This is a genomic window from Actinomadura sp. WMMB 499 (assembly GCF_008824145.1).
GTDB lineage: Bacteria > Actinomycetota > Actinomycetes > Streptosporangiales > Streptosporangiaceae > Spirillospora.
The window spans coordinates 3,361,287-3,377,440 of record NZ_CP044407.1; the positions used below are offsets into that span (position 1 = coordinate 3,361,287).

Here is a 16,154-nt window from a genome sequence, read left to right on the forward strand (position 1 = left end):
AGGGCACCGGCGACCATCAGGAAGGATGTCCGCCCTGCCGCCACCGCACCCGCCTGGGTTCCACCGCCGAGCACGCGCTGTTTGAGATGTCCTGAAGCGGCGCGAACGCCGTTCGTCCCTCGTGTCACCGCAGGCAGATAGGGGTACCGATTGAACTTTCGGCGCCCTTGTGGACACGGCCGTCCTTCATGACGAACCGCACGTCGCGGGTGACGGTGATGTCTCGGAACGGGTCCCCGGGGACGGCGATGACGTCGGCGAGACAGCCCTCTCGCAGTCGGCCGAGTTCGTGGTCCAGTTCGATCAGCTCGGCGCTGGTGACCGTCGCCGCGCGCAGGGCCTGGACCGGAGTCATGCCCCGCTCCACCAGCGCGATGAGTTCCTTTGCGTTGTCACCGTGGGGGACGGCCGGCGCGTCGGTGCCGCATGCGATCTTGACTCCGGCGGCGACGGCCTTGGGGAGCATCGACCTGGCGCGAGGGAACACCTCGGCGGCCTTCTTGCGCAGTTCCGGGGCGGCGCGCTCGATGTCCATCGCATCGGTCAGGTAGGTCGTCGACACCAGGAACGTGCCGTGCTCGACCATCATCGCGATCGTTTCGTCGCTCGCGAGGAAGCCGTGCTCGATGCAGTCGATCCCGGCGCGGATGCAGGCCCGGACCGCGCGGTCGCCGACGGCGTGCGCGGCCACGCGGATGCCCGCGCGGTGCGCCTCGTCTGCGATCGCGGCCAGTTCCTCGTCGGAGTACTGCTGGGAGCCGGGGCCGGTGCTGTGCGACATCACGCCGCCCGAGGCCGACACCTTGATGACTTTGGCGCCGTGCCGGATCTGGTAGCGGACGCAGGCGCGCACCTCGCCCACGCCGTTGGCGATGCCCTCCCCGATGCTCAGCGGCATGACGCCCGGCGCGAGGCGCTGGAACACGGTCGGGTCGAGGTGGCCGCCGTAGGGGGTGACCGCGTGGCCCGCCGGGATGATGCGGGGGCCCTCCACCCAGCCCTGGTCGATGGCGCGCTGCAACGCGACGTCCAGGAGGTAGCCGCCCGTCTTGACCATCAGGCCCAGGTTGCGGACCGTGGTGAATCCGGCGAGCAGGGTCTTTCGGGCGTTGAGGGTCGCGCGGATCGTGCGGTACGCCGGGTCGTCCTGGACGCCGTGCATCGGCAGCGGCAGTCCGGTCGGGGTCTCCGGGCCGCCGATCAGGAAGTTGAGCTCCATGTCCATCAGTCCGGGCAGCAGGGTGAGATCGCCCAGGTCGATCTCGTGCGCGCCCGCGGGGACCTCGGCGGGGTTCACCGCGACGATGCGGTCGCCCTCGACCACGATCACCGCGGGGCACCGGATCTCTTCTTCGTCGACGTCCGCCCACCGTGCCGCGCGCAGGACGGTCGGCGCGGTCACGGAACCGGCTCGACGGTGCAGTCGAAGCTCGACGAGCCGCTGTCGGGGACGCGGGGCTGCCGCCAGACCTCGACCGGGAAGGACACCTGGATCATCGAGTACAGCAGGTGCAGGAGGTTCGTCGCATCGTCGGTCAGCGAGTCGTAGGGGAGCTCGTCGAGGTAGGACATGGCTTCTTCGGCGCGGGGGACGACCGCGTCGTAGAACGCCTGCATCTCCTCCATGGTTCGGGCCAGCCGGGCGTTGTACCGCTCGTGTTCGGTGGGCAGGCACCAGGTCGCGGCGAACGGCTCGAGATCGGCGAATCGCTCGGGCAGCAGGGCGCTCATTTGCGGGCTCCCTCGTAGCCGTCGACCCAGTCGCCCACGACCTTGTGGAGGTGGCGGCAGAGGATCTCCTGGTCGTTGAGAAGGAATCGGTCGATGTAGCGGGTCTCGAGCATCGTCTGTGTGGCCTCGAGGGTGTTGGAGTCCTGGAGCGCGAATTCCTTGAACGTCACTGCGGCCATTTCCTGGGCGATGCGTTCGCGGATGCCGGTGGCCGGGAGGAAGTAGACGTTGCCTTCGAACACGTGCGTGTTGTAGGACGTGGGCCAGTAGTGGTAGGTGAGGTACCAGCCCTGGCTCCAAATGAGGATGACGAAGTTGGGGAACAGCTGGAAGGAGTCCAGCCCCCACGGGTCGCACTTGGCGGGATTGACGCCGGCGGGCATCTCGCCGAGATCGATCGTGTCCCAGGGGCCGAACAGTCCGCTTCGGGTGAGGATCTCCATCGGCTTGACCAGTTCGCTGTCCATCTCCCAGAAGCGGACGCCGGACGTGCTCACCATCCGGTGCGGCTCCTCGATCTGGTAGTGCGGCGCCTCGAATCCGGCCTGCTGGGCGGCCTTGGAGTACTTCTCCGGCGACTGGCTGGCGTGCAGGACGGGCGCGTGGTAGAACTCGGCGAACGCGTCCATGTACAGCTTCCAGTTGGCCTGGATCGTGGTGCTGTACCCGAAGCGGGAGGTCTGCTTCTCGAAGGGGTAGCCTTCAAGCGCGGTGACCATCGGCCCGAGGAACTCGCGCAGCGACTGCTCCGGCTCCCGGGCGAAGTTCACGAAGATGAACCCGGCCCAGACGTCGCAATGCACCGGGGCCAAGCCGTACTCGCTCTTGTCGACGTCGAAGAACTCGTTCTCCTGCTGGATGAAGTTCAGCGAGCCGTCGAGGTCATAGCGCCAGCCGTGGTATTTGCAGGTGAACTGCCGGCAGAAGCCCGCGGTGTCCCGCTTCGGGTCGTCGGACCAGACGAGTTTGTTGCCGCGGTGGCGGCAGATGTTGTGAAAGGCGCGGACCTGCCCTTCCTTGTCGCGCACGACGAGGATCGCCGCGTGGGCGGCGGCGATGTCCTTGGTGAAGTGGCTGCCCTTGCGCGGAAGCTGTTCCACCCGGCCGACGTTCAGCCAGGCGCGCTTGAAGATCGCGGCTTTCTCGCGCTCGTAGAACTCGGGTGTGATCGAGTCCTCGTAGGACACCGGTCCGGTGCCGAGTTCTGGGTAGTGCTGGGTCCAGCTGCCTTCCGGCGGCTTCGGAAATCGTGGCATCGTCCTCCTCCTTCGGGGGCGGTCACTGAACGGGGTCGCCTTCCGGCATGCGGACGGGCCCGCTGTTCGGGCCGGACCCGCCTGCGGGTTCCAGCCCGACGCTGTTGAGCAGCATGGCCAGGCATACGTAGCCGCCGACGACGAAGAGCAGTTCGAGGAGCTGACGCTCGTCGAAGTGGGCGGCGAGGCGTTCCCAGGCGGCGTCGTCGACGGTGTGGTCGTCCACCAGCTGGTCGGCGGCGCGCAGGATGTCGCGGTCGCGCTCGCTCCAGACCTCGGCGTCGGGGCCCTCAGGGACCCCGGCGACCTGTTCCGCCGTCAGCCCCGCGGCCCGTGCCATGCCGACGTGCTGGTCCCACTGGTAGCGGCAGCGCGTCCGTCGGCCGACCCGCAGGATCAGCAGTTCGCGGTCGCGCGGGTCGAGTGTGCCTCCGTCCAGCAGCGTGCCGCTGAACGCCAGCCAGGGCGCGCCGACCCGGGGATGCCGGGCGAGCAGGCCGAGGATCGACGGCATGGGCGGTGCGTCGGCGGCGCCGCTCAGGTACCGGTCGGCGCGGGCCAGGTTGCCGTGCAGCAGCTCGCGGTGCTCCTCGGCCCATTCGTCCGCCGGCAGCGGCCCGATCCGCGGCGCGGCGTCCCCGGTCACAGCACCGCTCCGCCGTTGACGCCCAGGACCTGCCCGGTGATGAAACCCGCCTCGTCCGAAGTGAGGAACGCGGCCGCGGCGGCGATGTCGTCGGGTGTCCCGAGGTGGCCGAGCGGGATGGTCCCGGCCATGACCTCGTTGGCGGGCAGGTCGCCTTCGGCCTGGGACCGGTGCTGCATCGGGGTCTCGATCCCGGACGGCGGGATGCTGTTGACCGTGATGCCGTGGGGCGCGTAGGCGCGGGCCAGCGATTTCGTCAGCACGATCACCCCGCCCTTGGCCGCGGCGTAGTGCGCCATGGTGGGCGAGCCCCGCTGCGCGCTGGACGAGGAGATCGTGACGATGCGGCCCCACCGCGCCGCGACCATGTCGGGCACGGCGGCCTGGCAGCAGTGGAAGGTGCCGGTGAGGTTCACGTCGATGAGGCGGCTCCACCGCTCGGGCGTGATGTTCTCGAACGGGTCGAACGCGACGAGGCCCGCGCTGGTCACGAGGATCTCCGCCGGCCCGAACGTCGCGCGGATCTCGGCGAAGGCAGCGTCGAGGGCCGGGCGGTCGGTGACGTCGGCGGTGAGCCCTAGCGCCTCTCCGCCGTGTGCCCGTAGTTCCTCGGCGACCCGGCTCGCTCCGTCGCCGTCGAGGTCGAGCACGGCGATGCGGTGGTTCCGCTCGGCCAGGTGCCGGCAGGTGGCCTCGCCGATCCCCGACGCCCCGCCCGTGACCACGGCCACCCTGGACCGCCGCCCATGGGTCTGCGGCATCGCTCCGTCCTTCCTCATCCGTAGACGACTTCGATCACTGGGCTCCGCGGCACCGCCTGGCAGGTGAGCACCCATCCCTCGGCGACCTCGTCCGGGGTCAGCGCATCGTTGTTCCGCATGTCCGCACGTCCCTGCACGACGCGGGCCATGCAGGTGGCGCACGTGCCCGTCTCGCAGGACGAGGGAGGCCGCAGGCCCGCGGACCGCGCCGTCTGCAGGATCGTGTCGCCGCGGCGGTGCACGGCGGTCGCGGTCGTCCGGCCGAGCTTGATCGTCACCGTGAGACCGTCGACCGCGCCCGCCGCCGGCTGCTCGGCCGGGGTGAACCGCTCGACGCGGATCCGTGTCCGGTCGACCCCGAGGTCACGCAGCGCCGCCCGCACGGTGTCCATGAAGCCGTCCGGTCCGCAGACGTAGTGCACGGCGTGCACGGCGTCGCCGGCATGGCGGGCCACCGTTTCACGGTCGATGAAGCCGCGTACCAGATCCTCGTGGTACTCGACGAGGAGGCGGTCCGGATACCGTGCCGCCAGCGCGTCGAGCTCGTCGCCGAAGATGGCGGCGTCCCGGGACCGGTTGGCGTAGAGGAGGCGGACGCGCCGGTCGGTGGTGGCCAGAGCGGTCTTGAGGATCGAGAACACGGGCGTGATGCCGCTGCCCGCCGCGAACGCGGCGATGTCGTGCCCGCCCCGATCGAGAACGAAGGCCCCTCCCGGACGGCCGACGTCGAGCACGTCCCCCTTCTCGACGCCGTCGTTCAGCCAGTTCGAGACCAGGCCCCCCGGCACCCGCTTCACGGTCACCCGCAGTTCGCCGTCCGCCTCCGGCGACGACGACATCGAGTAGCTGCGCACGTGGGTCCGATCGTCCCGGGCGACGCGGAGCGTGACGAACTGGCCCGCTTCGAAGGCGAAGACGCCGGCGAGCTCGGACGGCACCTCGAACACGATCGAGCGGGCCTCCGGCGTCTCCTGGACGATGCGCCGGACGCGCAGCGGGTGGTACCGGTGGCGCTGTGGAGCCGCGTCTGCGGGCATGGGCTTCCCATCGATCCGACGTCGCCGGCGTACACCTCGTCCCGCCGGGACATCGTGTTAATCGGGCGACTAACACTGTTCATCACATGACTAACACGAGCGGCGTGCCGGGGGCAAGAGCCCATCGCGTGCGACCGGGCGCCATACTGGAAAGACGACCGAAGCCCGGGAGGGAACGCACATGCCGGCACGGCGGAGCCCCGTCGACGACTCGGCCACCCGCACGGCGCTGCTCGACGCCACCGAGGAACTCATGCTCGAGGAGGGCTACGCCGCCGTCACCACCCGCCGGATCGGAGCCAAGGCGGGTATGAACAACGCGCTGGTCTTCTACTACTTCGGAACGGTGGACAACCTGTTCGTCGAGCTTTTCCGCCGGGGCGCCGAGCGGAGCCTGGAGCGGCTCGAAAGGGCACTGCGGTCCCCGCAGCCGCTATGGGCCTTCTGGGAGCTGACCCACGACTTCTCGGGCAACGCGCTCATCATGGAGTTCACCGCGCTGGCCAATCACCGCAAAGCCATTCGCACCGAGATCGCCACATACTCGCGCAGGTTCCGGGTGCTGCAACTCGAGACGCTCCCGCGCGTGCTCGAAGGCTACGGCGTCGATTCCGAGCGCTGGCCGCCCGCGTCGCTCATCCTGCTCATGGCCGGGTTCTCCCGCTTCATGCATATCGAGGAGGGGTTCGGCCTCGACCTCGGCCACGCCGAGACGGTCGCGGTCATCGAGCGCGAGATCCGCGCGCTCGAGGGCGACCGGCGGTCCGCCGCGGACGGGGCCGTCGCCGGCCGCACCGAGTAGACGCGGCCGGCAGGCCACCGGCCGGTTCAGCGGATCGGTTCGTCCCCGAAGACCGTCGTGCGGAGCAACTCGCGGGGCGAGTCCGGCGGGTAGGGCACGGCGCGGTGCACGACGCCGGTGTTGTCCCAGATGACGGTGTCTCCCACCGACCACCGGTGCCGGTAGACGCGACCGGGAGCCGTCGCCCGGTCGAGCAGTTCCCGCAGCAGCGTCCGCCCCTCGCCGGTGTCCATCCCGACGATGTGGTCGGCGTGGACGCCGATGACGAGCGACCTCCGGCCCGTCCGGCGCGTCCATACCAGCGGATGGGTCGACGTCGGCCGCCTCCGCCACTGCTCGACCTGCCGGGGAGTGGGGTCGGGGTTGACCCGGCGCTGGGATGCTTCGAGGGTGTGCACGACCCGCATCGAGCGGAACCGTTCCCTTTCCCCGTCCCCGAGCAGGTCGTAGGCGGCATAGGTGCTGGCGAACTCCGTCTCTCCTCCGCTGGCGGCCACCTCCTTGGCGCTGAGGACGGTGGCTTTCTGCGGCGGTTCCCCGTGGAGGGGCGTGCAGCCGTCCATGTGCCACTCGAAGGTGGCCTTCAGGTAGTCGGCCGCGGCGTTCTTCGACTTGTCCAGGGTCACGCGGTAGATCCCGGGGACGGCGTGGTGCCCGTTCTCGTAGTCGATCTCGCCGAGTCGCCGGGCGAAGGCGACCTGGGTCTCCGGATCCAGGTCCAGACCGCGCATGACGAGGACGCCGTACTGCTCCAGGGCCTCCAGGACGGCCCCGGCGACGGTGTCGTCCCCGGCCAGCCGCTCGGCGGTGAGGCCCTTCACCTCGGCGCCGACGGTGGCGGCGAGCGGTTCGCAGGTGATGGTCGTCGTCACGGGGCGGGCTCCAGGTGGCGGTCGAAGTAGGCGGTGCCGGAGTCGATGACCCGCGGTTGCTTCCAGACCTCGACGGGCAGCGAAACCATGATCAGCGAGTACACGAGATGGAGCAGGTTCAGCTCGCGTTCGGGCAGTTCGTGCAGCGGGAACCGGTCCAAGTGCGCCATGGCGCCGGGCACGCGGGGGAACATCGCGTCGTAGAACAGCTGCATCTCCGCCATGGTGCTGTTCAGCCGCTCGGCGTACCGGGCCGCCTCGGTCGGGATGCACCATTTGGCGGCGAAGGGCTCGCAGTCGGCGAACCCGTCCGGAAGCATGCTGGAGCTCACGCGGGGACCTCCTGCCCGTCCCGCAGGTAAGACCGCACCCACTCGTCCACGACAGCGTGCAGGTGCCGGACCGTCACCTCCTGATCGCACAGCGGGAAGCCGTCGATGACCCGCGACTCGAGCCCCAGCTGGGTTCCGTCGAGGGTGCCCGCGTCCTGCAGGCCGGCCTCCTTGGACACCACGGCGGTGACCTCGTGGCGGATCCGCTCGCTCGCGTTCCGCGCCGGCGGGAAGTGGTACGACATCTCCCACCTGTGCGTGCCGTGGGACGTCGGCCAGTACTGGTACGTCAGGTACCAACCCCGCTCGTAGAGCAGGATCACGAAGTTGGGGAAGATCTGGAAGTTGGAGATCGACCACGGATCGAGGCCCCCGGGATTGATCCCCGCGGGCAGGTCGGCCGGGTCGAGCGCGGGAATGTCCGGGCGCTCCCACGGGCCCAGCAGGCCGGACCCGGTCGCGTGCTCGATCGGATACATCTGATCGGGCGGCGTCATGTGGCGGGGAACGCCCTTCCAGCCGCCGGTGCTGATGAGCCGGTGGGGCCCGTCCATCTGGAAGTGCGGGACCTTGAAGCCGTTCTGGAAGCTGCGCAGCGACGGGACCTGCTGCTGCGAGTGCAGGATCGGCGCGTGGTAGTACTCCTGGAACGCGTCGAGGAAGATCTTCCAGTTGCTCAGCAGGTCGGCCTTGAACGCGTACCGCTCGGTGAACAGGTGGAACGGATACCCTTCGAGGCCCCGCACCATCGGTCCGAGGAACTCGAGTAGCGACTGGCCGGGCTCGTCGGCCAGGTTGACGAAGACGAACCCTTCCCAGACCTCGCAGTGCACCGGGACGAGCGGGAAGTCGGCCTTGTCGAAGTCGAAGTACTCCTCCTCCTGGAGCACGAACTTCAGTGCGCCGTCCAGGCCGTACCGCCAGCCGTGGTACTTGCACATGAACTCGCGGCAGGTGCCCCTGGTCTCGTCCCGCGGCGTCTCTCCCCACAGCAGCTTGTTGCCCCGGTGGCGGCACACGTTGTGGAAGGCGCGAACCCGTCCGTCCAGGCCCCGCGTGACGATGAGCGACGTCTTGGCGACGTCGAGGTCCTTGGTGAAGAAGCTCCCCTTGCGGGGCAGTTCCTCGATCCGGCCGACGTGCAGCCACGCCCGCCGGAAGATCGCCTCGCGTTCGAGCTCGTAGAACTCCGGCGAGATCGAGTCCTCGTACGACACGAGGCCGGTGCCCATCGTCGGATGCCGTCCGGTCCAGCTGGCCTGCGTCGGTTTCCCCGAGCGCGCCATGGCCGTCCTCCCGTTCGCGTCTCTCCCTCGATGACACCTGTACAAGATGTTCATCGACTGACTAACATGTGGATAACACGCTACGGACGGCAGCCGCAAGGTCTCGCGCTGAGGCGGTGCACGAGTCCCACGGGCCGGTACCCCCGCGGTCGAGTCCGCGCCGAACACCCGTTCCGGTCTGAGGGAGCGTCCATGAGAGACAGTGAGCACCTGTTCATCGGCGGCGACCGGGTCACCCCGGCCACCGGCCGGAGCATCGAGTTGATCTCCCCCACCACCGAGCGGCCGATCGGCCGCGCGGCCGCGGCGGGCACGGCGGACGCCGACCGGGCCGTCGCCGCGGCGCGGCGGGCGTTCGATGACGGGCCATGGCCGCGAAGCGACCCGGCCGAACGGGTCGCGGCGGTCCGCCGGCTGGCCGGACTCTACGGCGAGCACCGCGACGAGCTCGCCGACCTCATCACCGCCGAACTGGGTGCCCCGATCTCGTTCGCCGAGCGGGCGCAGGTCACCCTGCCGTGGTCGATGATGGGCGCGCTCGCCGACATCGCCGACGGGTACCGGTGGCAGGAGGACCGGCCCGGGGTCTACGGACGGGACGTCCTCCTGCGCAAGGAGCCGGTCGGCGTCGTCGCCGCCGTCGTCCCGTGGAACATGCCGCAGTTCCTGACGGTGGCCAAGGTCGTTCCCGCGCTGCTCGCGGGCTGCACCGTCGTCCTCAAACCGGCACCGGAAGCCGCGCTCGACGCACTGTTCCTGGCCGGCCTGCTCGATCAGGCGGGCCTGCCGCCGGGCGTCGTGAACGTCATCCCCGCAGACCGCGAGGCGAGCGCGCACCTCGTCGCCGACCCCGGCCTCGACAAAGTCTCCTTCACCGGCTCCACGGCGGTCGGCCGGCAGGTGGCGGCGGCATGCGCGGCCAACCTCACCAGGGTCGGCCTCGAACTCGGCGGCAAGTCCGCGGCCATCGCACTGGAGGACGCCGACCCGGAGGCAGTGGCGACGGCCGTCCGGTTCTCCGGCATGGGCATGGCCGGTCAGATCTGCAACGCCCTCACCCGCGTGCTCGTACCCGCTGACCGCGCCGGCGAGTACTCCGACGCTCTCGCGGCCGTCCTGTCGGGCATCCGGATCGGCGATCCGGCCGACCGGCGGACCGAGATGGGCCCGCTCGTGACGGAACGCCGGCAGCAGAGCGTGTGGCGGTACATCGACACGGGCGTCCGGGAGGGCGCCCGGCTCGTCACCGGCGGCACCGGCCTGCCCGACGGCGTCGAGCGCGGGTGGTTCGTACGGCCCACGGTGTTCGGCGACGTAGATCCCTCGATGCGGATCGCGCGTGAGGAGATCTTCGGCCCGGTGATCGTCGTGATCCCCTACCGGGACGAGCACGAGGCCGTCCGCATCGCCAACGACTCCGAGTACGGCCTGGCCGGCTCTGTGTTCACGACCGACATCGAGCACGGACTCGACGTGGCCGCGCGGGTGCGCGCCGGGACGTTCGGCGTGAACCAGGGGTACTCGATGGACCCCGCAGCCCCTTTCGGCGGCGTGAAGGCCAGCGGGTACGGCCGCGAACTCGGCCGCGAAGGACTCGAAGGCTATCTGGACGTCAAGTCGATCTCCGTCGCGGCCTCGTAGCGTCCGCCGTACCGGGCCCGCCGACGATCGGGAGACCGCGCAGGATACGACTGGACCGAATTCTCCGCAACTTGATCCGTAGGTTGTGGGTTCGAAGTCCCACGCGACCCACCACCCCTCACCAGGGCAAACACCTGCCCTCGGAGGCATCGGGGATCATGTCTGGGGCCTGCCTGAGGCTAGAAAGAGGACGTCCGACGTCGTCTCACCGGCGCCCACGGTCGTCACCACCAGCCTGGTGACCGGGGCAGCATCAGGGTGTCCGCGCAACGGGGGAACCTCGAAGCCCCGTTCGTCGTCGCGCAGTCGACACCAGGCGGGTGAGGAGGAGGCGCAGAGCCGGATCTTCTCGATCACATGAGCCAAGCCTCCCCACGCCGAGGCCCCGGAGGTGGCCGGTCCTCAGGTCATGAGAACGCTCGGAGTTACGGCCTGGACGCGGCCGATGTGGAAGACCCTCTCGTCGTCGCGCAGCCGGCACCAGGCGGTGAGGAAGGGGGCGTCGAGACGGGCCTTCTCGATCACACGGACGGTGGGATTGCCCTCGCCGTTGACGTAATCGATGCCGACGGCAGTGCCCGTCCGCACTGCGTGGACCAGCATGCGCCGTTCGGAAACCGGCAGGTGCGGAGCGAGGTCCGTCATGCGGGCCTCGACGCCGTCCGCTTCGGCGGGCGGATCCGGTGACGTTCCGTGCAGCCGGGCGGCCAGCTCGATCGGCGTGCGCGGCCGGGAAGCCTCGTCCTTCCAGGCCGGACGCTTCCGGCGGCGTGCGGGGCGTACCGGTGCGCGTTCGATCACGGGTGCGCCACCATCGCCCGCATCGACCGGTACGTAGCCGGCCGCCCGCAGAGCCTCAAGAGTCCGGTCCACCGGCTCGGCGCTGGCGAGCACCGTGGGCGCCAGTTCCCGCAGCCTCAGCCGGCGCAGCCCTCGATGGGCCAGGATCTCGGCGAGCAACGCGGGACGGGAGCAGCAGATCGCGCAGGCGAGCGCGGTGACGGTGATCTCCCCGTGTCTGCGGGCGACATCGTCGATCAGGTACGCCAGCGGCTGCGGCAGGTTGGTACCCGCCGCCGCCTCCAGGTCGGAGCGGATCTCTTCGGCGGAGCGGCCCGCGTCCAGGGCGCGCCGCACGGTGGCCAGGCTGAACCTCCACACCGAGGCGGTACCCCGGGACTCGCGCTCGGCGACCAGATCCAGCAGTTCGGCCAGCCACGGCGCGGGCGGCCCGGGGACCACGGCTGTGAGGTCGCTTTGCAGGAGCACCTTTCCGCAGGCCGCTTCCAGCACGTCCGCGGCGGCCTCATCCAGCGTCGTCTGGGCGTCGCCGGCCAGCGCGCGGCCGGTCGGAGTGAGCACGCCATGGGCGAGCACACCGAGCGATTCCGCCTCCTGCCAGACGGCCGCGATGTAAGGCGGTGCCATCTCGGCGTCCTCGAACAGGAGCGGGGACCGCCATGTCACCGCCGCGACCAGTTGTTCGGGTCCGGTCGCGCCGTGCCTTCCGGGAAGGCCGGCGAGGGCTTCGAGCACCGCGGCGCGCAGCCGGGGCGCCGCTGGATCGTACGCCCGAGTGTCCACAGGAGCGCCACGGCCCCTCTCCGGGTCGTCCAGCATTGGAAGGCATGGCAGCTGCGCCCAGGTACGCAGCATGGATGCCAAGCGCGCGGCGGCCTGCAGCGGTTCACCGCCTTCGGCCGTCGGAACGAGTGCGCCGTCGCGCCAGGCCAGCAGCCCCTCGGCCACGGCCAGTTCCAGCCAGAGCCGGACGACGTCCTCGGAACATCCGGTCTGCTTGGCCGTCCGCCGCAGCTCCCGGACACCGACACCACCGGCCTTCAGACGGATCGGCGGCTCCGCGGCGCAGGACCGGAGCACCGCTTCCATCTGCTCCACGGCGCGAGCCGACGCCGCGGCGAACTCCGCCGTCATCGTGCCCTCCCGCGTCGCGACCGTGCCGACGGCCGGCGCGGCCGGCGTGAAAGGCGCCTGATAGGACGGGCCGCGCAGCGCCAGCGCCACCTCCGCGGGCATGAGCGGCTCCAGCCAGTCGAGCTTGACGAGGAGCCCCCGGGCCAGCGCCCAGGCATACGGGCCGTCCTGGCCGAACAGGTGCATACCTTGGTAGTCGTCCACGCGGCCAGTGCGCGCGACCTTCTCGATCAGGTGTCGCTCCCGTCGCGGCGCAGCGGCCACGACGCGCCGCACCCGTTCCGCGTCACCCAGACCCGCGAGAGCCGCGTCCAGCAACTCGGCCTTGCGCTTCCCCGATGGCTCGACAGCCAGACCGCGGACGATCCGGCGGAGATCCTCGGCTCTCAGACGCGGCAGCAGAACGGCGGCCGATGGCCCCAGGCCAAGCGGTCCATCCCCGATCGGCCATTCCCTCAACGGCTCCACGAGATGCAGCAGACCATCCGCCGGCCAGACGAGGCCGCGCCGGACGAGACCGTCCAGCACCCTCTCGGAATCGTCCGGCGCGGCGCCCAGCAACGCCTCGACGTCCGCCCTCGCCGCAGTACCGCCGAGAGCCGCGAGCACCTCCGCGAATTGCACCGAGGGCAGATCGCAGGTGGCGAACGCTGCCATGACCCCGCGTAGGCCGGACAGCCGCTCCGCGAGCTCACCCAACGTCAACGGCTCCGGGTCGGCCGATGCGTCCGGCCGCTCGGTCAGCAGGCCGGCGACCTCCTCCCGGCTCAACCCCGCCAGCCATGTGCTGAACGAACCCGTCACACCTCGCCCCCTTTGCGTCACTCGCCCACGATGCCACCGCGTGCGACCGTCGGCGAGCCGAACAACAGGGTCCGTACCCCAGCCGACCGGCGATCGCGTTCAGGGTGCGGTGAGTTCGGCGAAGTCGGTGGGGCCGGCTTGGACAGCGAGGATGTCACCGGCGACGGGAACGCGCAGCGCGATGACGTGCTGGACGTACCGCTGCGCCTGACGGACGATGCGCGGCCCCGAGCCGACGAACCGTCCGCCATACTGGCGGGCGGTGGTGGTGACCGCCAGGACGCAGCACCTGCCACGCCCCGGCCAGGCGAGCCCTGGCCATGCGCGCGGGCTCCTCGGCCCGTGACGTGTCTGGTCGGGCACCGGCGTGCAGGCCGGAGGCCCTCTGCGCGCCGGTTCGCCTACGTGGTTCGGTAGGCGCGGAGGAAGGTGCGGACGCCCTCGACGACGAGGGGCTGGACGCGGGTGTCCTCCGCGGCGTTCGCGGAACCGAACCGGTCCAGCGCGACGCCGAACGTCAGCGCGATGAACTGGTCGGCCGCGAGCCGGGGGTCGGGGACGTCGAGCAGCCCGGCCTCGGCGAAGGCGGCGAGCCGCTCGGCGAGCTCCTCGTCGGGGGTGTCGGCCATGGAGCTGTAGCCGCGGCGCGGGAGATGGCCGGACTCCGTCCGGACCAGCCGTTGCAGTGTCGCGTACTCGGCCGAGCCGAGCATGTCGGTGGCGATGCGCATCGAGAACGTCACCAGGGCGTCCTCGAGGTCGGCCGCCTGGGTGCGGTCGGTGAGGGTGTCGTCCAGGGTGCGCCGGACGGCCGTGACGAGCGACTGGCCGATGTCGTCGACGACCGCCTTGAGCAGCGTGCGCTTGTCGCCGAAATAGTCGTAGACCGTCCGTTTGGACACCTTGGCCCGGGCGGCGACCGCGTCGACGCTGGAGCGGTCGAAACCGTCGGCGAGGAACATGTCCCGGGCCGCCGCGAGGATGGCGGCCCGCTTCTGCGCGGACCCCTCACGCAGGGTCTTCGTGGTCGGCATGGAGCACACCCTATCCTTATTACACTGCACCGTGCAGTGTAGTCTCGGCTCATGGCGTCAGTGGAAAAGCCGCGCGCACTGCTCGCGCAGGCTCCGCGGCGGTGGGTGCGACTGCTTCCTTGGGTCGTGGCGTTCGTGCTGTTCCTCGCCCTGCTGCCCACGACGATCACGGTGCTCAGCGCCGACTACGGGTTGAACGGCGCCGTCGCCGGCGCGCTGGCCGTCGCGCAGTCGGCGCCGCTGCTGCTCGCCGTCGTCCGGCCGCTGCGGGCCTGGTGCGTGGTCTTCGCCGCGGACGTCGCCGGGGCGCTCGCCCTGCTCACCGTCGACTTTGAGGATCGGCTCCTCTGGCCGTTCCCGCCCATGGAGATCGTCGGGTACATCGGCCTCTGCCTCGCCCTCGGTTTGCGCGAGTCGCGCCGGACGCTGCTGGCGGTGTGGCTGGCGACGGCGGGCGCGAGTGTCGCCCTCGGGTTCGTCGCACCCCACGGCACGGGCGCCCGGGACACACTGCTCACGATTCTCGGCGGCGTCGCCCTCGTGCTCGGCGCCGCACTCCGCGAGCGGTACGAGGCGCAGCGCAGGCTCGCCGAGCAGGAGACGATCAGCGAGGCCGAGCGCGGCCGGCGGACGCTGCTGGAGGAACGCGCCCGCATCGCGCGCGAGCTGCACGACGTGGTGGCGCATCACATGTCCGTCATCACGGTGCAGGCGGACACCTCGGTGTACCGCCTCGACGGGCTGCCGACGGACGCGCGGGAGGAGTTCACGTCCATCGCGGCGACCGCGCGCGAGTCGCTCGGCGAGATGCGGCGGCTCCTCGGCGTGCTGCGCAACGAGGAGACGCACGGCGAGCTCGCGCCCCAGCCCGACCTGACGCGGATCGGGCAGATCGTGGAGGCGACGGTGCGGGCGGGCTTGCCGGTCGAGTTCGCCTCCTGCGACGCCGACGTGCCCGAGGCGGTGGGGCTCTCCGCGTACCGCATCGTCCAGGAGGCCCTCGCGAACGTCGTGCGGCACGCGCCGGGCGCCGCGACGCGGGTGGCGGTGGCGGAGGACGGGGGGCGGCTCGCCGTCCTCGTCGTCAACGGGCCCCCGCCCGCACCGCCCGCCGCGCCGCTGGAGGAGCGCGGCACCGGGCACGGCCTCGTCGGCATGCGGGAACGGGTCCGGCTCGTCGGCGGCACGCTCGAGGCGGGACCGCTGCCTGACGGCGGCTTCCGCGTGGCCGCCCACCTACCGCTGAACGAAAGGGACCCCACGTGACGCGCGTCATCATCGTCGACGACCAGGCCATGGTGCGGGCCGGCTTCGCCGCGCTGCTGGCCGCCCAGAGCGACATCGAGGTGGTGGGCGAGGCCCCCGACGGGGCGCAGGGCGTCGAGCTGAGCCGGCGCACCCGTCCCGATGTCGTGCTGATGGACGTCCGCATGCCCGAGATGGACGGGCTCGAGGGCGCGCGCCGCCTCCTCACGCCCTCGCCGGGCGTGGCGCACCTTCCGCGCGTGCTGATGCTCACGACGTTCGACGTGGACGACTACGTCTACGAGGCGCTGCGGGCGGGCGCGAGCGGCTTCCTGCTGAAGGACGCGCCGCCCGCCGACCTCATCGCGGCGGTGCGCATCGTCGCCGCGGGCGACGCGCTGCTCGCCCCCTCCGTGACGCGCCGCCTCATCGCGGACTTCGCCCGGCGGCGTCCCCCCGCCAAGGGCAGGCCCGCGCTGCGGCTGAAAGCCCTGACGGAACGCGAGACCGAAGTCCTCACCCTGGTGGCCCGCGGCATGTCCAACTCGGAGATCGCGGAGACGCTGGTACTGGCCGAGCAGACCGTGAAGACGCACGTGAGCCGCGTCCTCACCAAGCTCGGCCTGCGCGACCGCGCCCAGGCGGTGGTCTTCGCGTACGAGTCGGGGCTGGTGACCGCGGGCGAGTAGCCGCCTCCCGCCGCCCCCTACGCCCGTAGGGGTGGACATCGGCTCCCCGGTATGACGCACGGCGCGCAGCCGCCGCCGCACAC

At 70.8% G+C, this 16,154-nt stretch carries 16 protein-coding genes; 4 read left to right on the plus strand and 12 right to left on the minus strand.

Annotation, left to right across the window (positions count from 1 at the left end):
• Positions 1-124 precede the first annotated feature (124 nt).
• The 6 genes from F7P10_RS14640 to F7P10_RS14665 are packed head-to-tail and all read right to left on the minus strand — an operon-like array spanning position 125 to position 5,431.
• Positions 125-1,402, minus strand: coding sequence for an amidohydrolase family protein (locus F7P10_RS14640; protein ID WP_151009845.1), 1,278 nt, complete (start codon positions 1,400-1,402; stop codon positions 125-127).
• Positions 1,399-1,731, minus strand: a complete 333-nt coding sequence (locus F7P10_RS14645; protein ID WP_151009846.1) for a hypothetical protein — start codon at positions 1,729-1,731, stop codon at positions 1,399-1,401. The genes F7P10_RS14640 and F7P10_RS14645 overlap by 4 nt, the downstream gene beginning before the upstream one ends.
• A complete protein-coding gene (locus F7P10_RS14650) occupies positions 1,728-2,987 on the minus strand; it encodes an aromatic ring-hydroxylating dioxygenase subunit alpha (protein WP_151009847.1) in 1,260 nt (419 codons plus the stop codon). The genes F7P10_RS14645 and F7P10_RS14650 overlap by 4 nt, the downstream gene beginning before the upstream one ends.
• A 22-nt stretch (positions 2,988-3,009) precedes the next feature.
• Positions 3,010-3,633 (minus strand): carboxymuconolactone decarboxylase family protein, encoded by a 624-nt coding sequence (locus F7P10_RS14655; protein ID WP_151009848.1) that lies wholly within the window; start codon positions 3,631-3,633, stop codon positions 3,010-3,012.
• Entirely contained in the window at positions 3,630-4,394 is a 765-nt protein-coding gene (locus tag F7P10_RS14660) for an SDR family NAD(P)-dependent oxidoreductase (protein WP_151009849.1), read from the minus strand. The genes F7P10_RS14655 and F7P10_RS14660 overlap by 4 nt, the downstream gene beginning before the upstream one ends.
• 14 nt (positions 4,395-4,408) lie before the next feature.
• Positions 4,409-5,431, minus strand: coding sequence for a ferredoxin--NADP reductase (locus F7P10_RS14665; RefSeq protein ID WP_151009850.1), 1,023 nt, complete (start codon positions 5,429-5,431; stop codon positions 4,409-4,411).
• Between the two features lie 181 nt (positions 5,432-5,612).
• On the opposite strand from F7P10_RS14665, the gene F7P10_RS14670 reads away from it, so the two are divergent.
• Positions 5,613-6,233 (plus strand): TetR/AcrR family transcriptional regulator, encoded by a 621-nt coding sequence (locus F7P10_RS14670; RefSeq protein WP_151009851.1) that lies wholly within the window; start codon positions 5,613-5,615, stop codon positions 6,231-6,233.
• A gap of 26 nt (positions 6,234-6,259) precedes the next feature.
• Here the strand turns inward: F7P10_RS14670 and F7P10_RS14675 are convergent, their stop codons facing one another.
• Genes F7P10_RS14675 through F7P10_RS14685 form a run of 3 tightly spaced genes read right to left on the minus strand, consistent with a single transcriptional unit; the run spans position 6,260 to position 8,723 of the window.
• A complete protein-coding gene (locus F7P10_RS14675) occupies positions 6,260-7,105 on the minus strand; it encodes a TauD/TfdA family dioxygenase (protein ID WP_151009852.1) in 846 nt (281 codons plus the stop codon).
• Complete coding sequence (locus F7P10_RS14680; RefSeq protein ID WP_151009853.1) at positions 7,102-7,437, minus strand: hypothetical protein; 336 nt, start codon at positions 7,435-7,437, stop codon at positions 7,102-7,104. Before F7P10_RS14680 ends, F7P10_RS14675 begins: the two co-directional genes overlap by 4 nt.
• Complete coding sequence (locus F7P10_RS14685; protein WP_151009854.1) at positions 7,434-8,723, minus strand: aromatic ring-hydroxylating dioxygenase subunit alpha; 1,290 nt, start codon at positions 8,721-8,723, stop codon at positions 7,434-7,436. Before F7P10_RS14685 ends, F7P10_RS14680 begins: the two co-directional genes overlap by 4 nt.
• A 192-nt stretch (positions 8,724-8,915) precedes the next feature.
• On the opposite strand from F7P10_RS14685, the gene F7P10_RS14690 reads away from it, so the two are divergent.
• Positions 8,916-10,364, plus strand: a complete 1,449-nt coding sequence (locus F7P10_RS14690) for an aldehyde dehydrogenase (protein ID WP_151009855.1) — start codon at positions 8,916-8,918, stop codon at positions 10,362-10,364.
• Between the two features lie 402 nt (positions 10,365-10,766).
• Here the strand turns inward: F7P10_RS14690 and F7P10_RS14695 are convergent, their stop codons facing one another.
• From F7P10_RS14695 to F7P10_RS14705, 3 genes are all read right to left on the minus strand, one after another.
• Positions 10,767-13,103 carry a helicase-associated domain-containing protein gene (locus tag F7P10_RS14695; RefSeq protein WP_151009856.1) on the minus strand — a complete coding sequence of 779 codons (2,337 nt, stop codon included), beginning with the start codon at positions 13,101-13,103 and terminating at the stop codon, positions 10,767-10,769.
• A 99-nt stretch (positions 13,104-13,202) separates the two neighbouring features.
• Entirely contained in the window at positions 13,203-13,466 is a 264-nt protein-coding gene (locus F7P10_RS14700) for a hypothetical protein (RefSeq protein WP_151009857.1), read from the minus strand.
• A 38-nt stretch (positions 13,467-13,504) separates the two neighbouring features.
• The gene (locus F7P10_RS14705) at positions 13,505-14,137 is read right to left on the minus strand and encodes a TetR/AcrR family transcriptional regulator (protein ID WP_151009858.1); all 633 of its coding nucleotides are present in this window, start codon (positions 14,135-14,137) and stop codon (positions 13,505-13,507) included.
• 51 nt (positions 14,138-14,188) lie between these two features.
• Between F7P10_RS14705 and F7P10_RS14710 the strand changes: the two genes are divergently transcribed.
• Together F7P10_RS14710 and F7P10_RS14715 are read left to right on the plus strand one after the other, a co-directional pair.
• Positions 14,189-15,403, plus strand: a complete 1,215-nt coding sequence (locus tag F7P10_RS14710; protein ID WP_151009859.1) for a sensor histidine kinase — start codon at positions 14,189-14,191, stop codon at positions 15,401-15,403.
• Complete coding sequence (locus F7P10_RS14715) at positions 15,400-16,071, plus strand: response regulator transcription factor (RefSeq protein ID WP_151009860.1); 672 nt, start codon at positions 15,400-15,402, stop codon at positions 16,069-16,071. Before F7P10_RS14710 ends, F7P10_RS14715 begins: the two co-directional genes overlap by 4 nt.
• The last annotated feature ends 83 nt before the right edge of the window (positions 16,072-16,154 follow it).